Annotated in this window: 19 protein-coding genes; 11 read left to right on the top strand and 8 right to left on the bottom strand. The window is 56.5% G+C overall.

The window, feature by feature from the left end; translation table 11 throughout:
• Nucleotides 1-155 precede the first annotated feature (155 nt).
• The 4 genes from hydN (at nucleotide 156) to LH86_RS04935 (ending at nucleotide 6,228) form a co-directional block, all read left to right on the top strand.
• Complete coding sequence (hydN, locus tag LH86_RS04950; RefSeq protein ID WP_008457677.1) at nucleotides 156-701, top strand: electron transport protein HydN; 546 nt, start codon at nucleotides 156-158, stop codon at nucleotides 699-701.
• A gap of 37 nt (nucleotides 702-738) precedes the next feature.
• The gene (gene fdhF, locus LH86_RS04945; RefSeq protein ID WP_039298936.1) at nucleotides 739-2,889 is read left to right on the top strand and encodes a formate dehydrogenase subunit alpha; all 2,151 of its coding nucleotides are present in this window, start codon (nucleotides 739-741) and stop codon (nucleotides 2,887-2,889) included.
• Between the two features lie 80 nt (nucleotides 2,890-2,969).
• Complete coding sequence (gene hypF, locus LH86_RS04940; RefSeq protein ID WP_039298933.1) at nucleotides 2,970-5,228, top strand: carbamoyltransferase HypF; 2,259 nt, start codon at nucleotides 2,970-2,972, stop codon at nucleotides 5,226-5,228.
• Nucleotides 5,206-6,228: a HoxN/HupN/NixA family nickel/cobalt transporter gene (locus tag LH86_RS04935; RefSeq protein ID WP_039298930.1), complete on the top strand. Its 1,023-nt coding sequence runs from the start codon at nucleotides 5,206-5,208 to the stop codon at nucleotides 6,226-6,228. Before hypF ends, LH86_RS04935 begins: the two co-directional genes overlap by 23 nt.
• A gap of 32 nt (nucleotides 6,229-6,260) precedes the next feature.
• On the opposite strand, the gene avtA is transcribed toward LH86_RS04935, so the two are convergent.
• The 3 genes from avtA to LH86_RS04920 form a co-directional block, all read right to left on the bottom strand.
• A complete protein-coding gene (gene avtA / locus LH86_RS04930) occupies nucleotides 6,261-7,514 on the bottom strand; it encodes a valine--pyruvate transaminase (RefSeq protein WP_039298928.1) in 1,254 nt (417 codons plus the stop codon).
• Between the two features lie 278 nt (nucleotides 7,515-7,792).
• On the bottom strand, nucleotides 7,793-9,823 hold the full coding sequence (locus tag LH86_RS04925) for an alpha-amylase (protein WP_039305934.1): 2,031 nt from the start codon (nucleotides 9,821-9,823) through the stop codon (nucleotides 7,793-7,795).
• A 118-nt stretch (nucleotides 9,824-9,941) separates the two neighbouring features.
• Nucleotides 9,942-10,697, bottom strand: coding sequence for a hypothetical protein (locus LH86_RS04920; protein ID WP_039298925.1), 756 nt, complete (start codon nucleotides 10,695-10,697; stop codon nucleotides 9,942-9,944).
• Nucleotides 10,698-11,044: 347 nt separating this feature from the next.
• Here LH86_RS04920 and LH86_RS04915 point away from each other — a divergent pair, with 347 nt between their 5' ends.
• Nucleotides 11,045-11,881: a protein bax gene (locus LH86_RS04915; protein ID WP_008457665.1), complete on the top strand. Its 837-nt coding sequence runs from the start codon at nucleotides 11,045-11,047 to the stop codon at nucleotides 11,879-11,881.
• A gap of 254 nt (nucleotides 11,882-12,135) precedes the next feature.
• Here LH86_RS04915 and xylR read toward each other — a convergent pair whose 3' ends face one another.
• From xylR to xylF, 4 genes are all read right to left on the bottom strand, one after another.
• A complete protein-coding gene (gene xylR, locus LH86_RS04910; RefSeq protein WP_039298923.1) occupies nucleotides 12,136-13,314 on the bottom strand; it encodes a D-xylose utilization transcriptional activator XylR in 1,179 nt (392 codons plus the stop codon).
• Nucleotides 13,315-13,422: 108 nt separating this feature from the next.
• Nucleotides 13,423-14,604 (bottom strand): xylose ABC transporter permease XylH, encoded by a 1,182-nt coding sequence (xylH, locus tag LH86_RS04905; RefSeq protein WP_039298919.1) that lies wholly within the window; start codon nucleotides 14,602-14,604, stop codon nucleotides 13,423-13,425.
• Nucleotides 14,582-16,123: a xylose ABC transporter ATP-binding protein gene (locus LH86_RS04900; RefSeq protein ID WP_039298916.1), complete on the bottom strand. Its 1,542-nt coding sequence runs from the start codon at nucleotides 16,121-16,123 to the stop codon at nucleotides 14,582-14,584. Before LH86_RS04900 ends, xylH begins: the two co-directional genes overlap by 23 nt.
• 50 nt (nucleotides 16,124-16,173) lie before the next feature.
• Entirely contained in the window at nucleotides 16,174-17,166 is a 993-nt protein-coding gene (gene xylF, locus LH86_RS04895; RefSeq protein WP_039298913.1) for a D-xylose ABC transporter substrate-binding protein, read from the bottom strand.
• A 370-nt stretch (nucleotides 17,167-17,536) separates the two neighbouring features.
• On the opposite strand from xylF, the gene xylA reads away from it, so the two are divergent.
• The 4 genes from xylA (at nucleotide 17,537) to LH86_RS04875 (ending at nucleotide 22,072) form a co-directional block, all read left to right on the top strand.
• Nucleotides 17,537-18,859: a xylose isomerase gene (gene xylA, locus LH86_RS04890; RefSeq protein ID WP_039298910.1), complete on the top strand. Its 1,323-nt coding sequence runs from the start codon at nucleotides 17,537-17,539 to the stop codon at nucleotides 18,857-18,859.
• Between the two features lie 45 nt (nucleotides 18,860-18,904).
• On the top strand, nucleotides 18,905-20,359 hold the full coding sequence (gene xylB, locus LH86_RS04885) for a xylulokinase (protein WP_039298907.1): 1,455 nt from the start codon (nucleotides 18,905-18,907) through the stop codon (nucleotides 20,357-20,359).
• A 250-nt stretch (nucleotides 20,360-20,609) separates the two neighbouring features.
• Entirely contained in the window at nucleotides 20,610-21,152 is a 543-nt protein-coding gene (locus tag LH86_RS04880; RefSeq protein ID WP_039298904.1) for an isochorismatase family protein, read from the top strand.
• Entirely contained in the window at nucleotides 21,149-22,072 is a 924-nt protein-coding gene (locus LH86_RS04875) for a GlxA family transcriptional regulator (RefSeq protein WP_039298901.1), read from the top strand. The genes LH86_RS04880 and LH86_RS04875 overlap by 4 nt, the downstream gene beginning before the upstream one ends.
• On the opposite strand, the gene LH86_RS04870 is transcribed toward LH86_RS04875, so the two are convergent.
• Nucleotides 22,069-23,064, bottom strand: coding sequence for an acyltransferase (locus LH86_RS04870; protein ID WP_039298898.1), 996 nt, complete (start codon nucleotides 23,062-23,064; stop codon nucleotides 22,069-22,071). The genes LH86_RS04875 and LH86_RS04870 overlap by 4 nt on opposite strands.
• A gap of 148 nt (nucleotides 23,065-23,212) precedes the next feature.
• On the opposite strand from LH86_RS04870, the gene LH86_RS04865 reads away from it, so the two are divergent.
• Together LH86_RS04865 and glyQ are read left to right on the top strand one after the other, a co-directional pair.
• Nucleotides 23,213-23,551 carry a YsaB family lipoprotein gene (locus tag LH86_RS04865; RefSeq protein WP_081943043.1) on the top strand — a complete coding sequence of 113 codons (339 nt, stop codon included), beginning with the start codon at nucleotides 23,213-23,215 and terminating at the stop codon, nucleotides 23,549-23,551.
• A 108-nt stretch (nucleotides 23,552-23,659) separates the two neighbouring features.
• Entirely contained in the window at nucleotides 23,660-24,571 is a 912-nt protein-coding gene (glyQ, locus tag LH86_RS04860; protein ID WP_039298895.1) for a glycine--tRNA ligase subunit alpha, read from the top strand.

Here is a 24,571-nt window from a genome sequence, read left to right as displayed (position 1 = left end):
AGGGTCATTAATGACTACTGTTACCAAAATGACATCGTCAAAAGTGTCGAATATCCCTCTTACCTCTCGTCAAACCCGCTAACCACGCGGCCTGAAAACCTGGCACGCTTTATGAATAACCCCTCGCAATAACACACTTATTGCAGGAGTTCATGATGAACCGCTTCATCATTGCCGATTCGAGCAAATGCATCGGTTGCCGCACTTGTGAGGTGGCGTGCGTGGTCTCTCACCAGGAGAACCAGGACTGTTCGGCGCTGACCCCACAAACCTTCTTGCCGCGTATTCACGTCATCAAAGGCGTGAATGTTTCGACCGCTACCATGTGCCGCCAGTGCGAGGACGCGCCCTGCGCGAACGTCTGCCCTAACGGCGCCATCAGCCGGGACCAGGGCTTTGTTCACGTCATGCAGGAACGCTGCATCGGCTGCAAAACCTGCGTCGTTGCCTGCCCTTATGGCGCGATGGAGGTCGTCGTGCGGCCGGTGATCCGCAATAGCGGGGCCGGGCTGAACGTGATGGCGGAAAAAGCCGAGGCCAACAAATGTGACCTTTGCTACCACCGTGAGGCTGGCCCCGCCTGCCTGGAAGCCTGCCCGACCAACGCCATCCTGTGCGTGGACCGTAACCGGCTGGAACAAATGAGCGCGGAAAAACGTCGCCGCGCCGCGTTAGATGCCCCTGCGGCGCTGACTTTCTAATCCCTTTGCATTTCAACTTTTAACAGGTCTGTTACTGATGAAAAAAATTACCAGCGTCTGCCCTTACTGCGGGGCCGGCTGCAAACTGAAACTGGTCGTTGAGAACAACAAAATTATTCGCGCCGAAGCGGCCGGGGGCGTGACTAACCAAAACGAACTCTGCCTGAAAGGCTACTACGGCTGGGATTTTCTTAACGACACCAAACTGCTGACCCCTCGCCTGACGCAGCCGATGATCCGCTACGAGAAGGGCGGCAAGCTGCAGCCGGTAAGCTGGGAAGAGGCGATTAGCTATACCGCTGCGCGCCTGAAGGCGATTAAAGAGCAGTTCGGACCCCGCGCCATTATGACCACCGGTTCCTCGCGCGGAACGGGGAACGAAACCAACTTTGTGATGCAGAAATTCGCCCGTGCGGTGCTGAACACCAACAACGTCGACTGTTGCGCCCGCGTGTGCCACGGCCCTTCAGTTGCAGGGCTGCAGGCAACGCTGGGTAACGGGGCGATGAGCAACTCCATCGGCGATATCGAAAACTCAAAATGCCTGCTGGTGGTGGGCTACAACTGCGCCGATTCGCACCCTATCGTGGCTCGCCGGGTGATTAAAGCCAAAAGCAACGGCGCGAAAATTATCGTCTGCGACCCGCGCCGTATTGAAACCGCCCGCATTGCCGACCAGCATCTGCAAATCAAAAACGGTTGCAACATGGCGCTGGTGAATGCCTTTGGCTATGTCCTGCTGGAAGAGCAGCTGTACGACAAAGAGTACGTCGCCAAATATGCCGAAGGGCTTGAGGCCTACCGCGAAACCGTGAAGGGCTACGCGCCGGAGGATGTCGAGCATTTAACCGGCGTTCCGGCTCAGCAGGTTCGCCAGGCAATGCGTACCTTCGCTGCAGCGCCTTCCGCCACCATCATGTGGGGCATGGGCGTGACTCAGTTCGGCCAGGCGGTGGACGTGGTCAAAGGGCTGTCCAGCCTGGCGCTGCTCACCGGTAACCTGGGCCGTGAAAACGTCGGCGTTGGCCCGGTGCGCGGGCAGAACAACGTGCAGGGGGCCTGCGATATGGGCGTGCTGCCTAACCAGTTCCCCGGCTACCAGGATGTGGTTGATCCTGAAGTACGCGCGAAGTTTGCTAAAGCCTGGGGCATCGACCCGGCGGTGATGGATGACAAAGTTGGCGTGCGTATTACCGAAGTACCGCACCTGGCGATAGAGGGCAAAGTTAAAGCCTACTACATCATGGGGGAAGATCCGCTCCAGACCGAAGCGGACCTGGGCCTGGTGCGTAAAGGATTTGAAGCGCTCGACTTGGTGGTGGTGCAGGACATCTTCATGACCAAAACCGCCGAAGTCGCTGATGTGTTGCTGCCCGCCACGTCCTGGGGTGAGCACGGCGGTGTCTTTACCTGCGCCGACCGGGGCTTCCAGCGTTTCGAGAAAGCCATCGAGCCGAAATACAACGTGAAGCGCGACTGGGAAATCATCAGCCTGCTCTCGACGGCGATGGGCTACCCGATGCACTACGAAAACAACCAGCAAATCTGGGATGAGCTGCGCGAGCTGTGCCCGCTGTTTTACGGCGTCACCTACGAAAAAATGGGCGATATGGGGCACGTGCAGTGGCCTTGCCCGACGCTGGATCACCCCGGCACGCCATATCTCTACAAAGACAGCAAATTCGACACGCCAAGCGGCAAAGGCCAGCTGTTTGCCGCCGCCTGGCGCGCGCCCGCCGAAGTGCCTGACGACAGCTATCCGCTGGTGCTTTGCACCGTCCGCGAAGTCGGGCACTACTCTTGCCGCTCAATGACCGGCAACTGCGCGGCGCTGCAAACCCTCGCCGATGAACCCGGCTTTGTGCAAATCAACCCGCTGGATGCGGACGCGCTAGGCATTAAAGATCGGCAACTGGTTTGGGTAAGTTCGCGTCGCGGCAAGGTTATCAGCCGCGCGGACGTGAACGAGCGCATCAACAAAGGCTCCGTCTACATGACTTATCAATGGTGGATTGGCGCCTGTAACGAGCTGACGCAGGACAATCTCGACCCGATCTCCAAAACGCCGGAAACCAAATATTGCGCGGTGAAAGTAGGGGCGATTGAGGATCAGGCGTGGGCGGAGAATTATGCGCAAACGACCTATAACAGCATGAAAGCGCGGCTGCGCGAGGCGGTGGAAGCGTGATTTTTACCCTTACCCCGGATGGAGGAATCGTGGAGTCTGAACTCGATTTGTCCCCTCTCCCCTCTGGGGAGAGGGCTAGGGTGAGGGGCACCGAACTCCGCATTCGTGGTAAAGTCCAGGGCGTCGGCTTCCGCCCCTTTGTCTGGCAAATCGCGCAGCGGCTGAAGCTGGTGGGCGATGTCTGCAACGATGGCGAAGGCGTTGTTGTTCGCCTGGCGGCCAGCCCGGAAGCATTCCTGAGCGAGCTATACGAACATTGCCCGCCGCTGGCGCGGATCGATAGCGTGGCGCAAGAGTCCATAGTCTGGGACGTTTTGCCCCAGGACTTTAGCATTCGCCACAGCGGCCATGGCGCGATGGACACCCAAATCGTGCCGGATGCCGCCACCTGCCCGGAATGCCTGCGCGAGCTTAACGATCCGACCGACCGCCGCTACCGCTACCCGTTTATCAACTGCACCCACTGTGGGCCGCGCTTCACCATCATCCGGGCGATGCCTTATGACCGCCCGTCCACGGTGATGGCGGCGTTTCAGCTCTGTGCCACCTGCGATGAAGAGTATCGCAACCCGATGGACAGGCGTTTTCACGCTCAGCCGGTCGCCTGCCCGGACTGCGGGCCGCAGATCTACTGGCAGCGGGGCGCGCAGCGACTGGACGGCGAGCAGGCGATCGTCCAGGCCGTGGCCGCGCTGCGTGAGGGAAAAATCGTGGCGGTTAAAGGTCTGGGTGGTTTTCACCTTGCCGTAGATGCCCGTAACAATACCGCCGTTGAACGCCTCCGGGCGCGTAAACAGCGACCCGCCAAACCGCTGGCGGTGATGATTGCTATGACCGAAGGGTTGCCCGAGCAAGCCGTGGCGCTGCTTTCAACGCCTGCAGCACCGGTGGTGCTGGTGGCGAGTGATTTTCTGCCTGAGCTGAGCGCTGCCGTGGCGCCGGGGCGAAATGAAACCGGCGTAATGTTGCCCGCTAACCCGCTCCAGCATTTGCTGGCTCAGGACTTCGGCGGCCCGCTGGTGATGACCTCCGGAAATCTCAACGGTAGGCCACCGGCCATCGACAATGCTCAGGCGCTTCAGGATTTGAACGGCATTGCCGACGGTTTTCTGCTGCATAACCGCGACATTCTTCAGCGCATGGACGACTCGGTGATGCGAGCCAGCGGCGAGATGTTGCGCCGTGCGCGAGGCTTTGTGCCGGATGCGTTTCCTTTGCCCGCTGGCTTTAAAGACCTGCCGCCGATTCTGGCGCTGGGAGGCGATCTCAAAAATACCTTCTGCCTGGTTCGCGGCGGGCAGGCGGTGCTCAGTCAGCATTTGGGCGATCTGGCCCAGGAGGGCGTGGAGGCCCAATGGCAAAGCTCGCTGGCGCTGATGAGCGAGATCTACGGCTTTAAAGCAGAGCATGTCGCGCTCGACGCACATCCTTGCTACCGCAGCGCGCAGGTGGGGCGTGACATGACGCTGCCGGTTACCGAAGTGCTGCATCACCACGCCCACGCGGCGGCCTGCCTGGCCGAACATGGCTGGCCGCTGAACGGCGGCAATGTGATTGCTCTTGCGCTGGACGGCATTGGCTATGGTGAAGCCGGCAAGCTTTGGGGCGGCGAATGCCTGCTGGTGAATTACCGGTGCTGTGTCTCTCTCGGCGGGCTACCCGCCGTGGCGTTGCCGGGGGGAGACCTGGCCGCCGTGCAACCGTGGCGTAACCTGCTCGCCCAGTGCGAGGCTTTTGTGCCCGGCTGGCAGAGTTATCCCGAAACAGAAGCTGTGCGGGCGCAGGCATGGCGACCTCTGGCGAAAGCGATAGCTCGCGGAGTTAATGCTCCATTAGCCTCATCCTGCGGGCGGCTGTTTGATGCCGTTGCCGCCGCGCTCAACTGCGCGCCTTACCAACAAAGCTATGAAGGCGAAGCCGCCTGTCGCCTTGAAGCCCTGGCGCTGGACGCAGGCCCTTGCTCGCACCCTGTCACTCTGCCGTTGGTGAACGGTCATCTCGACCTGGCGGCCTTCTGGCGGCAATGGTTTGGCTGGCAGGGGGATGTCGGAGCGCGGGCCTGGGCGTTTCACGATGCGCTGGCGAAAGGCCTTTCAGCGCTGGTTCGCCATCATGCCTTGCTTACCGGTGTGACCACCGTGGCCTGCTGCGGCGGCGTGCTGCACAACCGCCTGCTGCGCGAACGCCTGGCGTTCTACCTCTCCGATTTTACAACTCTCTTCCCGACGCGGCTTCCGGCCGGTGATGGAGCGCTTTCCCTGGGGCAGGCAGTGGTTGCCGCTGCCCGCTATTTGAATCACCACAAGGATAAAAAAGATGTTAATGCGTGTTCTTCGTGACAACCCGCGCGCTGGCCTGCTGCTGGCGGTTTTAGTGGCGGCTAACTTTGCCGCCTGGGCCTGGGCGCTGGCGGTGTTTAACCACAGCTCGGCGCTGATGGCGGCCAGCCTGCTGGCCTGGTGCTACGGCCTGCGCCACGCGGTAGACGCCGACCATATCGCCGCGATTGATAACGTTACCCGCAAAATGATGCAGCAGGGTAAACGCCCGTTTGGCGTCGGGGCCTGGTTCTCGCTGGGTCACTCCAGCATTGTGATTCTGGCTTCAGTCGCCATTGCCGCTACTGCTGCGGCTTTCCAGCAAAAAATGGACTGGTTCCATGACGTTGGCGGCGTGATCGGCACCGCCGTTTCGGCCTGCTTCCTGCTGGCGATGGCGCTGGTCAACCTGGTTATCCTGCGTGGCGTGTGGCGCAACTTCCGCCAGCTTAAACGCGGTGAACCGCTGGCTGCAGACGTGACGGAACTGACCGGCGGCGGCATGATGAGCTGGCTGTTTAACTCTGTTTTCCGCCTGATCGGCAAAAGCTGGCACATGTACCTGGTCGGCTTCCTGTTCGGCCTCGGCTTTGATACCGCCACCGAGATTGGCGTGCTGGGCATTTCTGCCGCCAGCGCCTCCAGCGGCATGTCCATCTGGTCGATTCTGGTGTTCCCGGCGCTGTTTGCCAGCGGCATGGCGCTGGTGGATACCCTCGACAACGTGATTATGGTGGGCGCTTATGGCTGGGCGTTTAACAAACCGCAGCGCAAGCTTTACTACAACATGACGATTACCGGCACTTCTGTGGTGGTGGCGCTGTTTATCGGCGGGCTTGAAGCGCTGGGCCTGCTGGCAGACAAATTCCAGCTTGAGGGCGGGATTTGGCAGTGGGTTGGCGCGCTCAACGATAACCTCGGCAATGCCGGATTTGTTGTGGTCGGGCTGTTTATCGCCTGTTGGGGGATTTCGATGCTGAACTACCGCTGGAAAGGCTACGACGCTTTAGTGGTTAGATAAAAAAACGGGGCATTAAGCCCCGTTTTCTATTGTTACTCGGCTTCCGCCCAGGCTCGTTCAATCTCTTCGGCCAGGATTTTCACCCCCGCTTCGATCTTTTCCGGCTCCGGGACATAGTTCATACGCATGCACTGGTGCGTGTGCGGCCACGGCTTGTCCAGCCCCGGGAAGAAGTAATCGCCCGGCACCATCAGTACGCCGCGCTTTTTCAGGCGCTGGTACAGCAGCTCGGTGGTGATCGGCAGGTCTTTAAACCACAGCCACAGGAAGATAGCGCCTTCAGGCTTGTGGATCAGGCAGCGTTCCGGCGACAGATAACGGCGGATCACGGCGATAGTCTCATGCACGCGCTGGTAGTAGAACGGCTTGATAACCGTTTCAGACAGGCGCAGCAGATCGTTCCGCTTAATCATTTCGCAGGCCATGGCCGGGCCAATGCCGCCCGGAGCCAGGCTGATAATGCCGTTCATGTTGCTGATAGCGGAGATGATTTTCTCGTTAGCGATAATGATCCCACAGCGGCTGCCCGGCAGGCCGAGTTTGGACAGGCTCATGCACAGGATGATGTTCGGGTTCCACAGCGGGCGGGCTTCGCTAAAGATGATGCCAGGGAACGGCACGCCGTAGGCGTTATCGATCACCAGCGGAATGCCGTGCTGGTTCGCCAGCGCGTCCAGCTTCATCAGCTCTTCGTCGGTGATTACGTTGCCGGTCGGGTTCGTCGGGCGCGAGACGCAGATCATGCCGGTATCTTCGCCGATATGCAGGTGCTCGAAGTCAACGTGGTACTTAAACTGGCCTTCCGGCAGCAGTTCGATGTTCGGACGGGTAGAGACAAACAGATCTTCTTCCAGCCCGGCATCCGCGTAGCCAATGTACTCCGGCGCCAGCGGGAAAAGCACCTTTTTGGTGCGGCCATCCGCATGACGTCCGGCGAAAAGGTTAAACAAGTAGAAAAACGCGCTCTGACTGCCGTTTGTCAGTGCAATATTCTGTGGTTCGATGTCCCAACCCAGTTCATCGCGCAGCATACCGGCAAGCAATTTTAGCAGTTCACTTTTCCCCTGCGGACCGTCGTAGTTGCATAGCGTGTCGGTCAGTTTACCGCTGGCCAGCATCTCGGAAAGCAGCTGCTGGAAATAGTCGTTCATCGCCGGGATCTGCGCAGGGTTGCCGCCGCCAAGCATGATGGCGCCTGGTGTGCGCAGGCCGTCGTTGAGATCCTCCATCAGGCGGGTGATGCCTGCATGGCGGGTGAATTTATCGCCGAAAAGTGAAAACGTCATAACGTGGGTCTGCTGAATACTTTTGAAAAGAGGCTAACCATAGCGCTACAAATAACGCCGTGCAAACCCGGTAAGCATAGTCACTGTTGGCGAATATGCTGTGTGATTTGTGCTGTGCAGCAGGATGTGTTGAAGCCAGGAGCTCTTTTCATGGATGTGGCGCTATTCCCCTCACCCTAACCCTCACCCTCAAGGGAGAGGGAATAAATCCAGCCTCCCGCAGCTTGTTTTCTCCCTCGCCCCTCTGGGGAGAGGGCCGGGGTGAGGGGCTTTAACGCCTACGGATTGCCCGCCCACACCACCATCACCTTGTCATCTCCGCTAACCCGGCTAAAGGCATAGCCCTGCTTCATGCTCAAGGTGGTTTGTTTTCCTGCGCCGATGGCCTGGTGGCGGGCGCGGAACTGGCTCAGCTTCTGCCAGTGGACAAGCGTTGCGGCCTGTTTACCGGTGGCATCCTGCCAGTTCATGTCCGAGCGAGTTCCCTGTAGCGGGTCAGAGCCCGTGGGGCCAAACGGCCTTTGGGTTTCATCCCCGTAGAAGATTTGCACCGCGCCTGGCGTGAGCAGCAACAGCTCCGCCGCTTTTTGTCCGCCTTCCCGGAACAGGCGGGTATCGTGGGAGGAGATATAGCTCAGCACGTTGAATTGCTGAAGTTTGTCAGACATTTGCTGCCAGGTCGGGTCAATCGTTGCCAGGCAGTCCACCGCTTTGGCCGCCTGCTCTTGATAGTCGAAGTTGATCATCGCGTCGAAGCCGCTGGCGTAGTAATCGCTTTTCATCACGCCGTGTCCCCAGGCTTCGCCCGTCATCCAGAACGGCGCATCGTCGATTTTTTTGTCCGGATTGGCCTGCTTCCATTCGGCCAATGCCGCGCTGGACTGCGTTTTTAATTGCTGCCATGCCGTTTTTTCGACGTGTTTTGCCGTATCGACCCTGAAGCCATCAATGCCGTAGTCACGCACCCACTGACTTAGCCAGTGAGTCAGGTAATCGCGAACCGTGTAGCCCGGTATCGCCTTTGCGGCGGTATCCGGCTTGTGGCTGTAAAACACCGGTAATTCTGCTGGAGTGGTCGCTTCGGTTTTCAAATCAGGCAGGAAGGCGAGGGACATGGTTAAGTCGTCAAAGCCAGGGTTGTCGTAATCGCCAATATCCGTTCTGATCCAGGCTTTGCCCCACCACTTATCCCACGCGGCCTTGTCGCTGAAATTGATGTAATCGTTAAAGCTGTGCCAGCTTTGGCCCGGCGCTGGCTTCCAGTCAGTCCAGCGTTCGCCGAGGGTTTTTTTAAGTTCATCACCTTTGAGATAAAGAGCGCCAAACTGGTACTCCTGCATGTCGGCGAGCGTCGCGTATCCGGTGTGATTCATCACGACGTCAAACAGAATGCGGATCCCGCGCTTGTGGGCTTCGTCCACCAGTCGACGGAGATCGGCTTCGTTGCCCATGTTGGCATCAAGTTTCGTCCAGTCCTGGGTGTAATAGCCGTGGTAGGCGTAGTGCGGGAAATCGCCTTTGGTGCCGCCGCCCACCCAGCCGTGAATTTGCTCCAATGGGGAGCTTATCCAGAGTGCGTTAACGCCAAGCTGCTGCAGGTAATCCAGTTTACTGGTCAGCCCGGCGAGATCGCCGCCGTGGAAGGTGCCAATCTCCTGCATGCCGTCGTTGTGGCGGCCATAGCTGTGGTCGTTCGCCGGGTTGCCGTTTTCAAAACGGTCGGTGAGAACGAAATAGACGGTCGCATTCTGCCAGCTAAACGGGGCTGGTTTCTCCACGGCGGCGGACTCCAACAGCAATAAACCGCCGCTTCCGGCCACGGGCATCAGCGTGATGTGGCCTTGTTGAACCTGTACCGTATTCCCGCTGTAGAAATCCCGCACCATCGACCCTTCAGCAAAAGTGCTGCTGACATCGACTCTGAGCGGCTTTCCATCCCATTTCGGGCACTGCGCCACCGCTTGTGGGGGCTGACTGCTGGCCTCCGGCTGAAGGCTCAGCATCAGCGTGGGCGTTCCGCTGCGGGTATCTATTTGTGCCAGGTACTCTCCGGCGCGGAAAACCCGCCACGTCGGGGTATCTCCGGCGCAAGGCGTCAGGGACAGGACCTGATTAAGCTTGATGGCCTCTGAGGGCTGCCAGCATTGATTATCCTGCGTCAGCCTGAGGGGACGGGTGCTTTTATCAAGGTGTGTTGCGCTGGTAAACAGGCCTGGATTTGTGGCCTGAAAAGGAGAAAGCCCAGGCGCGTTCCAGCCCGCGTAGGCAAGGCAGGGCGTGAACAACAGGCAGAGAGAAAGTCGTTTCATACGCATCATCCCGTGAGGATTTATTGCGCAGTTTGCCATTCCCCAGGGAATATTCGCTCATCCTGCCCGTGCGTTTTGCAGGGTGTAGCCGCCGGGGTGAGTGACGGCGTTAACGTTTTTATTTGTTCGTTAACCAGTGGCCGAAGTGGGCGCTCAGCGTGTTGCGGGTGGCGAGCAGCTCATCGATTGTTTTGGTGAGCCTGGCGTTCAGGGTTTCACACTGCTCAAAGCTGTAATGGTTATCGGCGCGCAGATTCTCGAGTTTTTCATTCAGGAGTGCCACTTCCGCCTCTGCTTTGTGGCGCGCTTCCTGCTGGGTTTTGATCAGTTCGTCGGCGGCTTCCAGGCGCTGATGCAGCTCGGTTTTTTCCCGCTGATGGGTCTCCAACAGCCCGGAGCCGGACTCTTTCTGGCGGTTCAGCAGGCTTTTCAGCTCGTCGATTTCCCGCTGCATCACGCTGCGCACCAGGGCGGATTCTTTCAGGTGCATTTCCTGGCTGATATTCAGCGCTTTCTGGAGCTCTGTGACCTGTTTTTCATATCGTTGCAGGCGTGAGGTCGTTTCTACGGTGTCGCCCTGAGCGGAGCGCTGCTGGGCTTCTCGTAGCTGGGCAAGCAGGCTACTGGAGAGTGACTCAGCCTCTTTCAGGCGACGGAGGGTTTCTGGCGAGTCCTGGTAAACCGTTTTGGTTTGCGGCGGTTTTTCACTGATGCGAACAAGATTAACGTTAACTAATGCCGCGCTAACCTCGGCCTGAATTTGCTCTTTGTTATGCGCTTTCATGCGGTTGCATGCGCTGGCAAGGAAGCTTGCGGCTTCGTTGGCGTTCGCCGTCGCAAAGGCTTTTTTTATCAGGTTCTGCACCAGGCTCATGTTGCCAGTTTTCCTGTATCAAATGTTATTTGAGCGCCTTAACCCCGGTCGTTTCGCCGCCAGGCTATTGCCGCCGCCACCTTAAAAATATAACCAATAATCTCACTCTCTAAACGCGGGAATCATCCTCCGCAGTGCATTTTTTTGCTGTGCCGCGAAGTGTGATTAAGCCCCGAATTTTACAATACTTTTTATCACCATAAGAAGTTCATAGGTGACATTGTTTCGGAATAGTACTATTTCTAAACGTGCTCTGAGCGGTTAATTTTGATATAATTCGCCTCTATTTTTCTAAAACCTTTTTAAAAATAAGGCACTGGAAACGATCGATCCGACCAGGAGAGCTAATGATATCACCCCCATTCCGACGATTCGGGGCCGCGATACTCATGTTGCTGACCGTGGGCTTTTCAAGTCACGCGCTCGCCAGTAAACATGAGCCTAAATCGCACAGCAAGGCCCATATAACGAAAGTAAGCAGCAAGAAAGCGGTAAGCAGTAAACTGGCAAGTAGTAAAAAAGAGTATTCTCGCAATAGTGAAAATGGTTCGCTTCCTGATTTGCGAAAATACCCTTCCGGGACACCAAGGAAAAAAGCGTTTCTCCGGACGGTCATGCCATATATTACCCGCCAAAATGCAGCGATAACTGCCGACCGTAACTGGTTGATTTCAAAGCAGTACGAAAAGCGCTGGTCGCCGACTGAGCGTGCACGTCTGAAAGAAATCACCCAGCGCTACAAGGTGGCGTGGCGCGGCAATACCAACCGCGTGCCGTGGAACAGCCTGCTGGAAAAAGTCGATATCATCCCTACCAATATGGTGGCGACAATGGCCGCGGCGGAAAGCGGCTGGGGCACATCTAAACTTGCCCGCAGCAACAACAACCTGTTTGGCATGAAGTGCACCAAGCGCCATTGCAACAGCGAGCCGGGTAAAGTGAAAGGCTACCTGCATTATGGCTCTGTGAATGAAGGCGTGAATGCTTACGTAGCAAACTTGAATACCCATCCGGCCTATTCTTCGTTCCGTAAAGAGCGCGCCAAGCTGCGCAAAGCGGATCAGGAAGTGACGGCTAATAATATGATTCACAAGCTGAAAGGGTATTCAGCGAAAGGCTCAAGCTATAATAACTTCCTGTTCGCGATGTATCAGAGCAACCAGCGTTTAATGTTGCCTAATTAATTTTCATTGTCTGAATGAAATAAACAATGCCCTCTTCGGAGGGCATTGTTATTTATATACTCGTCATACTTCAAGCCGCAGATGCGTTAGCTGCACCCGCTCACCTCAGTCACATAGTTAGCTATGCTCCTGAGGATTCACGGCCTTGCCGCGTTACTCAGCGGAGCCTCGCCCCTACGGGGTCAGCGTAAACGCCGTTCAAAAAGACCTGAAAGCCTTTTTGTCCTGCAACTCGAATTATCTAGAGTAGAGCTTTAAACTAAAATTTCGCTAAAGCGATCGCGGTGCTCTTTAGGCGTGGCGTCATACTCTTTTTTAAATACCGAATAGAAATATTGCAAAGATGGGTAGCCGCACACCTGTGATATTTCATTGATAGATAAGGATGTTGAAATAAGCAGGCTGCGCGCTTTTTCCAGTTTTTCGGCGTGGATCACCGCGTGAATCGTCTCGCCGACCTCCTCTTTAAAACGCTTCTCCAGGTTCGAACGCGAGATGCCGACCGCATCCAGCACTTGCTCGACTTTAATTCCCTTGCAGGCGTGATTGCGGATGTAGTGCATCGCCTGAATTACCGCCGGGTCGTGCAGCGAGCGATAATCCGTAGAGCGGCGTTCCACAACCCTCACCGGCGGCACAAGCACGCGCTGCAGAGGCAGGATTTCTCTGTCCAGCAGGCGATGCAGCAATTTGGCGGCCTGATAGCCCATCTGACGCGTACCCTGTGCCACTGACGAGAGCGCAACCCGCGATAAATAGCGGGTCAGCTCCTCGTTATCGATGCCGATCACGCAAAGCTTTTCCGGGACGGGGATATGCAGGTGCTCGCAAACCTGCAGCAGGTGGCGGGCGCGGGCGTCTGTGACCGCAATAATGCCGGTTTGCGGCGGCAGCGTTTGTACCCAGTCCGCAAGGCGGTTCTGGGCGTGCTGCCAGTTTTCTGGTGCCGTTTCTATGCCCTGGTAAACCACGCCCCGGTACTTTTCCTTCGCAACCAGTTGACGAAAAGCGTGCTCTCGCTCGGCGGCCCAGCGTTTGCCGCTCGAGCCGGGCAAGCCATAAAACGCAAAACGCTGAACGCCTTTCTCTTTCAGGTGCAGGAAGGCGCTTTCCACCAGCGCGTGGTTGTCGGTCGCGATGTAATGCACTGCGGGATAGTGCTCCGGCGTGTGGTAGGAGCCACCGACGCCGACAATCGGGACTTCGGCGCCTTCCAGTAAGTGTTCAATCTCCCGATCGTCAAAATCGGCAATCACGCCGTCGCCCAGCCACTCTTTGATATTATCGATACGGGCGCGGAAATCCTCTTCGATAAAAATATCCCATTCTGACTGAGAGGCCTGCAAATATTCCCCCACGCCTTCGACCACCTGACGGTCATAGACTTTATTGGCGTTGAATAACAGCGTGATGCGATGACGTTTCTCAAACATGCCGATAGTTTCCCGTAGCTAACCTGATGTCTGAATACCACAGCCGCGAGCGAGCCGGGGAACGCCACCCCGGCATTGTGATCGTTTGCACGTTTTGCCTCAGGCCTATTACGCCCGTCGTTTTGTCGCAGAATCCATCCACACCGCGAGCAGCAAAATGGCGCCTTTCACGATGTACTGCCAGAAGGTCGGGACGTCCATCATGCTCATGCCGTTGTCGAGCGAAGCCATAATGAATGCCCCCATCACCGCACCGGCAACGCTACCGATACCGCCCGCCAGGCTGGTTCCACCGATGACGCAGGCGGCAATGGCATCCAGTTCGGCGATATTCCCTGCGGAAGGTGAGCCGGCCCCGAGGCGCGAGCTAAGAATCAACCCGGCAATCGCCACCATCAGGCCGTTAATCGCAAACACGGCGAGTTTGGTACGTTCGACGTTGATTCCCGAAAGGCGTGCAGCATCGATATTGCCGCCGATGGCGTAAATTCGGCGGCCAAACGCGGTTCGGGTGGCCATAAACATCCCGGCGAGCAGCAGCAGAGCGAGGATAAGTACCGGCGTAGGGACGCCACGATAGTCGTTCAGCAGCCAGATGGCGCCGAGCACGATCACCGCGGTGATTGCCTGGCGGCCAACAACGCCACCTGACGCGGGCGCGGTAAGGCCCAAAGCCTGACGGCGCATGCGCAGCCGCCATTGCCAGGCAATAAAGCCCATCAAACCGATAACGCCAACGGTAAAGCCAATGCCGTCTGACAGGTAGCTTTGCCCGATTTGCGACATGGCTCCGCTGGTAGGCGATACGGTGGTGCCGTTGGTGATGCCTATCAGGATGCCGCGGAACGCCAGCATGCCCGCCAGCGTGACGATAAACGACGGCACTTTGCGATAGGCAACCCACCATCCGTTCCATGCCCCGAGAACCAGACCCAGGGCCAGCGTGACGACAATGGTGAGTGGCAGAGGCCAGCCGAGCCAGACGTCAAAAATGGCCGCTACGCCGCCCAGAAGACCCATCATTGAGCCAACCGAGAGGTCGATTTCAGCCGAAATAATGACGAACACCATGCCTACCGCGAGGATGCCGGTAATGGCCGTTTGCCGAAGCAGGTTGGAGACGTTGCGGGCGCTCAGGTAAGCGCCGTCCGTTTGCCACGTAAAGAACAGCATGATCACCAGGATGGCGGCAATCATGACAAAAACCTGCAAATTCAGAGATTTTAATGCCTCAACGGAGGCGCGGCCTGGTGCCGTCAGTTTCATTTCAGACAAATTGCTTTTCGACATGGGGGTCACTCCTCAGGGCGGCTTCCATGACCTTTTCCTGGGTCAGATTATGGTTAATCAAATCGGCTTTAATGCGGCCTTCGTGCATCACCAGTACGCGATCGCTCAGGCCGAGCACTTCGGGGAGTTCAGAGGATATGACAATGACGGCGATCCCCTGCTGCACCAGTTGATTGATAAGTTTGTAGATCTCGTATTTCGCGCCAATATCGATGCCTCGCGTGGGTTCATCGAGTATCAGGATGCGCGGGTTGAGCAACAGGCAGCGGGCAAGAATTGCTTTTTGCTGGTTCCCGCCGCTCAGGCGGCCAATCGCCAGGCTGGATGATGACGTTTTGACTTTCAGGCGTGTCAGCGACTGCAGCATGCAGTGCTGTTCTTGTGCTTCATCCAGGCTGCTTAAGGCCCCCGAAAACTGACTTAATGCGGCAAGCGTGATGTTTTGCCCCACGGCCATGACCGGCACGATACCGTCCTTCTTACGGTCTTCTGGCACCATGGCGATGCCGTGAGCGATAGCCTGCTGACAGTTATTGATACGAACCTGCTGCCCATCGATGTAGATATTTCCTTCCCAGCGCCCCTGCCAGACGCCAAACAGACACTGAACAGCCTCAGTTCTTCCGGCCCCGACCAAACCGGCAATGCCCAGGATTTCCCCTTTTCGCAGAGAAAAAGAGGCATCGTTGACCCGCTTGATGTGCCGGTTGACCGGATGCCATGCGGTAAGGTGTTCGACGCGCAGGATCTCATCGCCGGTTTGGTGCGGTTCACTGGGATACAGCGCGGTCAGTTCCCGGCCAACCATCATGGTGATGATATCGTCCTCGCTCATTTGCTTAGCTTCGCGGGTGCCGATGGGCTGCCCGTCGCGAATCACGCAGATGGTGTCGGAAATGGCTTTTACCTCATTGAGCTTGTGGGAGATATAAATACAGGCGATGCCGTGCGACTGGAGATCGCGAATAATCCCGAGCAGCACGGCGGTTTCCTGCTCGGTGAGCGAGGCGGTGGGTTCGTCCAGAATCAGCAACCGCACCTGCTTGTTCAGCGCCTTCGCGATCTCAACCAATTGCTGCTGCCCTAGTCCCAAATCCCCTACGCGTGTTTCCGGGGAGAGGGTCAGGTTTACCTGAGCAAGCAGCTTCTGGCAGCGTAACGTCATGGCATCGAAGTCGAGCAAGCCGTGGCGCGTAATCTCTACGCCGAGGAAGATGTTTTCCAGCACAGTAAGGTGCTTCACCAGCGCCAGTTCCTGATGAATGATGGCGATACCTTTACGCTCAGTGTCACGAATATGACTCGCCTGCAGCGGTTCACCGGCAAACCAGATTTCACCTTCATAGCTGCCGTGAGGGTAAATACCGCACAGCACTTTCATCAGCGTGGATTTGCCCGAGCCATTTTCACCGCACAGCGACATCACTTCTCCAGCGTCCAGGGCCAGACTCACGTTATCCACGGCTTTTACTGGCCCAAAGGATTTGGTGATGTTTTTCATTTCCAACAAATGAGGCATAAGGCTCCTCCTGGTGAAAGAGAAGGCCCGCGTATAGGCAGGCCCGGTGGCTACAGATCGCTCTTTTTGTGGAAACCATCGGCAATAACGGTGCTGTCGATATTGGTTTTTTCCACCTCAATAGGCGTCAGGAGGCGGGAGGGAACATCTTTCAAGCCATTATTTAATGTGGCATCTGCGGCGGGTTGTTTGCCTTCACCCAGCTCGACGGCAATTTCAGCGGCGGTATCTGCCAGTTTGGTAATAGGTTTATAGACGGTCATTGTTTGAGTGCCGGCAATAATGCGCTTAATGCCCGCGAGATCGGCATCCTGGCCTGAAATAGCCACTTTCCCCGCCAGCCCTTGCGCGCTAAGCGCCTGGATTGCGCCGCCCGCAGTGGCGTCGTTGGATGCGACAACGGCATCAATCTTGTTATTGTTTGCCGTCAGGGCGTTTTCCATTATTTTCAGCGCGTTTTCCGGCAGCCAGCCGTCAACCCACTGATCCCCGACGACTTTAATTTTCCCATCATCGATATAAGGCTTTAATACTTTCATCTGGCCGGCGCGGAATAATTTCGCATTATTATCCACCGGTGAGCCACCCATTAAGAAATAATTCCCTTGTGGCACTTTACTCACGATGCTTTTTGCTTGTAATTCACCGACTTTTTCATTGTCGAAAGAAATATAAAAATCAATGTCAGCATTATTAATCATGCGGTCGTAAGCGAGCACTTTAATGCCTTCACGTTTAGCCTCTGCAACCACGTTACTTAATACCTGGCCGTTGTAGGGGATAATCACTAATACATCAACGCCGCGGTTAATCATATTTTCAATTTGCGACATCTGGGTTTCTTCGTTGCCATTGGCGGACTGGACAAAAACTTTCGCCCCCAATGATTCCGCTTTTTTTACAAAAATATCGCGATCTTTTTGCCAGCGCTCCAGGCGAAGGTCGTCAATCGCCATACCGATTTTCACTTCTTTTGCGATGCCGCTTACGCTGGTCAGGATAAGTGAGGCGCATAGCGTGACTAAGAGGTTCTTTATCTTCATGTTATTTACCTGTAGGGGAAGGTGGCTTATCGGAATAAAGAGTGATTCATATCAGCAGACAGTTTGAATTGTTATCGTTCATGGAGAAAGCATCAATTACTGATTTTTATCTTCGCGTTATGTTTTTTTGTTTAATCGCAAAATTATGATGGCGATCTGATTTCATATTGAATGGTTAGTCTGTTGCACTAATTTATGGAAGCAGTTACGCGAGGTTTATTTATTATTTTATTCATTTTTTGCGAGGTGACGCACATTTGAGTATTCTCTCAATCCCAGAGTGAAATAACGTAATTGAGCAACCGCCAGGGAAAATTCAGGATGAGCTGACCAGCTATCCTGCCGCATTTTTCTGATGACGGAGTTAACTATGCAAGCTTATTTCGACCAACTCGATCACGTGCGTTTTGAAGGCCCTAAAACCACCAACCCACTGGCGTTTCGTCACTACAATCCGGATGCATTAATTCTTGGAAAACGCATGGAAGAGCATCTGCGTTTTGCTGCCTGCTACTGGCACACATTCTGCTGGACGGGCGCGGATATGTTCGGCGTGGGTGCTTTCGAACGCCCGTGGCAGCAGGCCGGAGACGCGATGACGCTTGCGAAGCGTAAGGCCGACGTGGCGTTTGAGTTTTTCCAGAAACTGGGCGTGCCGTATTACTGCTTTCATGATGTTGACGTGTCTCCGGAAGGCTCGTCGCTTAAGGAATACCTGAACAATTTTGCACAGATGACGGAAGTTCTGGCGCAAAAACAGCAGGACAGCGGCGTGAAGCTGTTGTGGGGCACGGCTAACTGCTTTACCCACCCTCGCTACGGCGCTGGGGCAGCAACGAATCCCGACCCCGAAGTGTTTACCTGGGCGGCGACGCAAGTCGTGACGGCAATGAACGCCACGCATCAACTGGGCGGGGAAAACTATGTGCTATGGGGTGGGCGTGAGGGGTATGAAACCCTGCTGAATACCGACCTGCGGCAGGAGCGTGAGCAAATTGGACGCTTTATGCAAATGGTCGTTGAGCACAAGCATAAAATCGGCTTCCGCGGCACGTTGCTTATCGAACCGAAGCCGCAGGAACCGACCAAGCATCAGTACGATTACGACGTGGCGACGGTCTACGGCTTCCTGAAGCAGTTTGGTCTCGAAAAAGAGATAAAGGTAAACATTGAGGCTAACCACGCGACGCTCGCCGGTCACTCATTCCACCACGAAATCGCCAGCGCGATTGCACTGGGTATTTTTGGCTCGGTGGATGCGAACCGGGGCGATCCGCAGCTGGGCTGGGATACCGATCAGTTCCCGAACAGCGTCGAGGAAAATGCACTGGTGATGTACGAGATCCTGAAAGCTGGCGGGTTCACGACAGGTGGCCTGAACTTCGACGCCAAAGTACGCCGCCAGAGTACCGACAAATATGACCTGTTCTATGGTCATATCGGCGCCATGGATACGATGGCGCTGGCGCTGAAAGTGGCTGCCCGCATGGTTGAAGACGGCGAGCTTGATAAACGTGTCGCCAAACGCTACGCCGGGTGGAATAGTGAGCTGGGCCAGCAAATTCTTAAAGGGCAGATATCGCTCACGCAGCTGGCGCAGTACGCTGAGCAGCACAAGCTGGCCCCGCAGCATCAAAGCGGGCATCAGGAGCGGCTGGAAAACCTGATTAACCACTATTTGTTCGATAACTAAACTTGCCTGCGCCGCTGAAAAGCGGCGCGATATTAAGGAGCTACCATGTATATCGGCATCGATCTTGGCACCTCAGGCGTGAAGGCGATCCTGCTCAATGAAGCGGGCGAGGTGATGGCTACATGCAGCGAGCCGCTGACCGTATCCAGGCCTCATTCCTTGTGGTCCGAGCAAGATCCCGAACACTGGTGGCAGGCAACGGACCGTGCGATGCGGGCGCTGGGCGTGAAGCATTCGCTCAGCGGTGTAAAGGCGATTGGGCTTGCAGGTCAGATGCATGGGGCAACGTTGCTGGACAGCAAACAGCGCGTACTCCGCCCGGCTATCCTTTGGAACGATGGCCGCAGCGGCGAGGAATGTGCGCTGCTGGAGAGCAACGTGGAAGAGGCAAGAGCGATAACCGGCAACCTGATGATGCCCGGCTTTACCGCGCCTAAGCTTTTGTGGGTCGAGCGTCATGAGCCGGAGATCTTTGCGCAAATCAATACAGTGCTGCTGCCGAAGGATTATCTGCGTCTGAGAATGACCGGAGAATTCGCCAGCGACATGTCCGATTCGGCAGGCACGATGTGGCTGGATGTGGCGAAGCGCGACTGGAGCGACACGATGCTCGACGCCTGCCGTCTATCCCGGCGGCACATGCCTGAATTGTTTGAGGGCAGTGAAATAACCGGTGTACTAACGCGAGAAGTCGCAGAGGCCTGGAAAATGCCTGCTGTGCCCGTTGTGGCGGGCGGGGGAGACAATGCCGCTGGAGCTATCGGCGTCGGCATGGTTGATGCCGGACAGGCAATGCTTTCGCTCGGGACATCCGGGGTTTACTTTGCCGTCAGCGACGGCTTCCGCAGCAGGCCAGAAAGTGCAGTACACAGTTTTTGCCATGCGTTACCCAACCGCTGGCATTTGATGTCGGTGATGCTCAGTGCGGCCTCCTGCCTTGACTGGGCGGCTAAACTCACTGGTCTCGGCAGCGTACCGGCTCTACTGGCGGCGGCGGAACAGGCAAATCAGGACGCCGGTGTGGTTTGGTTCCTGCCTTATCTTTCCGGGGAGCGTACTCCGCATAATAACCCGCAGGCTAAAGGCACCTTTTTTGGTCTAACCCATCAGCACGGCCCCGCCGAGCTTGCCCGTGCGGTGCTGGAAGGCGTGGGCTACGCGCTGGCGGACGGGATGGACGTTGTGCACGAATGCGGCATTACGCCAGCCAGTATTACGCTGATTGGCGGCGGTGCGCGCAGCCCGTACTGGCGGCAAATGCTGGCGGATATCAGCGGACAGGTGCTGGATTACCGCACCGGTGGCGACGTTGGGCCCGCGCTTGGGGCGGCACGTCTGGCGCAACTTGCGCTCTCACCTGGCCAGTCTTTGCAAGCTCTGCTGCCCCAGCCGCCGCTGGAGCAAAGGCATCAGCCTGATTTGGCTCGCCACCAGCGCTATGCCGGGCGCCGCCAGGTATTTAACCAGATTTATCAGCAGCTGCTGCCGCTGATGTCCTGAGTGTCGCGATCACTTTCCCCTCACCTCGCTCCTCCCCTCAATGGGGCGAGGGGGATCACAAGCTAAGGTTGGCATGATTTATTCCCTCTCCCTTCCAGGGAGAGGGAATAAACTGTGGCTGAAGAAGATGCCGGACGTACAGCGAGCCATTCATCGTCTCAAACCAACACTATCCTGTCCGTTTTTGGTATTAGCATATGTGACATCCCTTGTCAGAATGGTTTTAAGCCCATCAACAAGGAGTCCGAAAATGTCACGTGCAGCGCTGATCAATATTGATACCCAGCAGTCTTTCTTTCACCGGGATTACTGGCGGGAGGATGATGTCCCGGCGTTCCAGCAGGCGATGCTGGCGCTCATTGCGGGCTGCCAGCAGAAAGACGTGCCGGTGGTGGATATCTTCCATGTGGATGAAGACGATGTCTTTTCGCTGGCCTCCGGGTTTGTTACGCCGATGCCATTTTTACGCCACCAGCCTGCAGTCAGTTTTCAGAAACACGTCCACAACGCGTTTACCGATACCGGGCTGGATCATTGGCTCCGTACCCGAGACATCAACCACCTGATCATCTGTGGGATCCGCACCGAGCAATGCTGCGAAACCACTACGCGGGTGGCTTCCGATCTGGGCTACCGGGTTTCTTTTGTTAGCGAGGCCATGCTGACCTTCCCGATGACCTGGAAAGGGGTTACGCTGGACGCCGCCACCCTGCGGCACCGCACAGAAACCGTGCTGGCAGGGCGGTTCGCCGAAATTCAAACCGTAGCCGAGTGCCTGGAGTCGCTGGAATGAGTATAGGGGTCTGGTTTGTGGTGCTGCCGGGAGTGTTGTCCCTCGATCTGAGCGGCCCGGCGGAAACGCTGGTGCTGGCAAAGAACGCGTTTGATCTGCACTACATTGGCCCGGACCCTGAGGTCGAAACCTCTATTGGCCTGACGTTCAGCGGCATTCAGCCGTTACCTGAAAACCTTCCCGCCGGGAGTCTGCTGGTGCTGCCCGGCGTATGCGATTCAAACCGCTTTTTTGCCACGCCGCAGGCGGAAGAAGTCCGGCGCTGGTTAACCCGGATGCAGCCGCAAATCCACAGCCAGCAGCTTAATCTGATGTGCGTTTGTTCCGGGGCGCTGCTGGCAGCCCGTGCGGGTTTGATGCACGGCATTCAGTGCACAACGCACCATGACGTGCTTGAAAGACTGAAAGCCGCTGCGCCAGGCGCGCAGGTGAAAGACAACCGCATTTTTGTGGAAGATCGCGGGATATGGACCAGCGCAGGGATTACGTCGGGGATCGATCTCGCTTTGCATTTGATTAACCGCTACTGCGGCCCACGGATGGCGCTCGATGTTGCCAGAGAGATGGTGGTCTGGTTCCGCCGCTCGGGCGACGACCCGCAGCTTTCGCCCTGGCTTCGCTACCGGAATCATATTCACCCGGCGGTTCATCGCGCTCAGGATCTGCTTTCGGCTGCGCCTGAGGCAGCCTGGCCGATCCCGGAAATTGCTGACCGGGTTCACGTCAGCCCCCGACATTTATCCCGCCTTTTTCAGCATCACCTGGGTATTTCCGTTCGCGACTATCTGGAACAGCTCCGGCTGGCGGTGGCGGAACAGCGGCTGCAGCAGGGGCAGCGCATGGAACAGGCGGCCAGCGCCGCCGGGTTCTCCTCTCCGCGCCAGCTTCATCGGGCGCGGAACAGAGTTCGTGGCGCTTAACTCACCAGTTTTTTGCGGTCGAGTTTTCCCACCCCAACGGCCAGCAGCAGGCTTCCCGCCAGCGCCGCGCCGAAGATCCACAGAATATCCAGCACCGGCCAGTGGGGCAGCTCGATATTATGGGTACGCAGGTAATGGATAATCAGCGCATGAAACCCGTAAATGCCCAGCGAGTAGCGCGAGATAAACGTCAGGCCGGGCAGCGGGCGCTGGTTCAGGCAGTTTTTGGCGATGACCAGCAGGCTGATGGCGGCGATAAACACCAGCGGGCCGCAGTAGACGTAGAAGGTTTCGGCGAAGTTTTTGTTAATTTCCAACTGCCGATGCGTGCCCAGCGCAATAGAGATGACGCAAATCACAAACAGACCGCCCGCCATGCCGCTGACCCCTTTTCTTTGGGTATCTAGCATCCCAATCGCCCGGCCAAGCAGCCCGTAAAGCACGTAATAGAAGGTGTCGCCGTTGATGTAGAGGTTAACGGGCAGCCAGCGCATGTTGCCCACCGTCTGCGGTACCGTGTTGGGGTTGGCCACCACGCCGAGCAGCACCATCAGCCCCAGAATTGTCACGGCACTGACTTTCTTCACCTGTATCAGCGGTGAAAGCAGGTAAATCACCATGATCGCGAAGAAGAACCACAGGTGATAGAACACTGGCTTGACCAGAATGTAACGTAGGGCAAGGCCGGTGCTGATAGGGGTAAACAGCCAGATATACAGCAGCGCAATGGCGCTATAAAACAGCAGGCAGCTGGCTATCCGCAGAAAATGGCGCTGCTGCGCGCTGCGCTCACCAAAAAACAGGTAGCCGGAAATCATGAAAAACAGCGGGACGCTGACGCGAGAAGCCGAGTTCAGAACGTTTGAAAAGTCCCAGCTAAACGCGGTGACGGTATGTGGATTCGTGATGTACCAGGTTGTGGTGTGGATCATGACCACCATCAGGCAGGCGATGCCCCGAAGGTTGTCTATCCAGTTTATTTTTTGCTGCATTCGTCCCTCTGAACCCGCTTGCTTACCCGTGTCCGGAAATATCTGAGTTTGCCCGGCGCATCTTGCTATCCCCGTGGCGGCTTCGCAAAATGCCTGCTGCACGAGGAGTTGATATAAGAAACCGAGTTTAACGTACTGGTAGCGAATGATGATGGCAGAAAGAAAAAATAGGCTCCTCTTAAGCGCTTTTCTGGCGTTAATGCTCAGCGCCTGCAGTTCGACGCCGCAGGAAGGCCAGGCCGCGCAGAAGTTGCGCCCGGTGGTTCACACCGAAGCGATGGAGCTTGCCTGTAAAAATCAGGCCGCTTATCGCTACAACACCCAGCCGCAGCGCATTGATCTGTCAGACTTCAAGCAGTATCAGGCCAGCTACGAAATGATGGGTAGTACCGCCCGCAAAGAGGGGTTTACCTGTTCATTTGACGAAACTGGTCAATTTTCACACCTTTCCAGCCGCGAAAACTTCAACCAACGCGCAACAACCTGACGCCTTTCTCCCTCACGGCCGTTCCGTTGCCGTGTTGATACAACTCGACCGCGTTTGCGTATATACTGGCCGCTTCTCTTAAATCCACCGAACGCGTGCGAATTCAACATGCAAAAGTTTGATACCAAGACCTTTCAAGGCCTGATCCTGACTTTACAGGACTACTGGGCTCGCCAGGGCTGCACCATTGTTCAACCTTTGGACATGGAAGTGGGCGCAGGCACCTCTCACCCGATGACCTGCCTGCGTGCCTTAGGGCCGGAGCCAATGGCCACCGCTTATGTGCAGCCGTCCCGCCGTCCTACCGATGGCCGCTACGGCGAAAACCCGAACCGTTTACAGCACTACTACCAGTTCCAGGTAGTGATTAAGCCTTCTCCGGACAACATTCAGGAGCTGTACCTCGGGTCGCTGAAAGAGCTGGGTATGGATCCGGAGATCCATGACATTCGTTTCGTGGAAGATAACTGGGAAAACCCAACGCTTGGCGCGTGGGGCCTGGGCTGGGAAGTCTGGCTCAACGGCATGGAAGTAACGCAGTTCACCTACTTCCAGCAGGTTGGCGGCCTGGAGTGTAAGCCGGTAACCGGCGAAATCACCTACGGTTTAGAGCGCCTGGCCATGTACATTCAGGGCGTAGACAGCGTTTACGACCTCGTGTGGAGCGACGGCCCGCTGGGGAAAACCACCTACGGCGACGTGTTTCACCAGAACGAAGTGGAGCAGTCCACCTATAACTTCGAATACGCCGACGTGGACTTCCTGTTCACCTGCTTCGAGCAGTACGAGAAAGAAGCGCAGCAGCTGCTGGCGCTGGAAACTCCGCTGCCGCTCCCGGCCTACGAACGTATTCTGAAAGCCGCTCACAGCTTTAACCTGCTGGATGCGCGCAAGGCCATTTCCGTGACCGAGCGCCAGCGCTACATTCTGCGCATTCGCACCCTGACCAAAGCCGTGGCCGAAGCCTACTACGCTTCTCGTGAAGCGCTTGGCTTCCCGATGTGCAATAAGAAAAACTAA

Source organism: Cedecea neteri (assembly GCF_000758325.1).
In the GTDB taxonomy this organism is placed as follows: domain Bacteria; phylum Pseudomonadota; class Gammaproteobacteria; order Enterobacterales; family Enterobacteriaceae; genus Cedecea; species Cedecea neteri_B.
The sequence above is the reverse complement of the archived record's forward strand: the minus strand, read 5'-3'. Positions and strand labels throughout refer to the sequence as shown.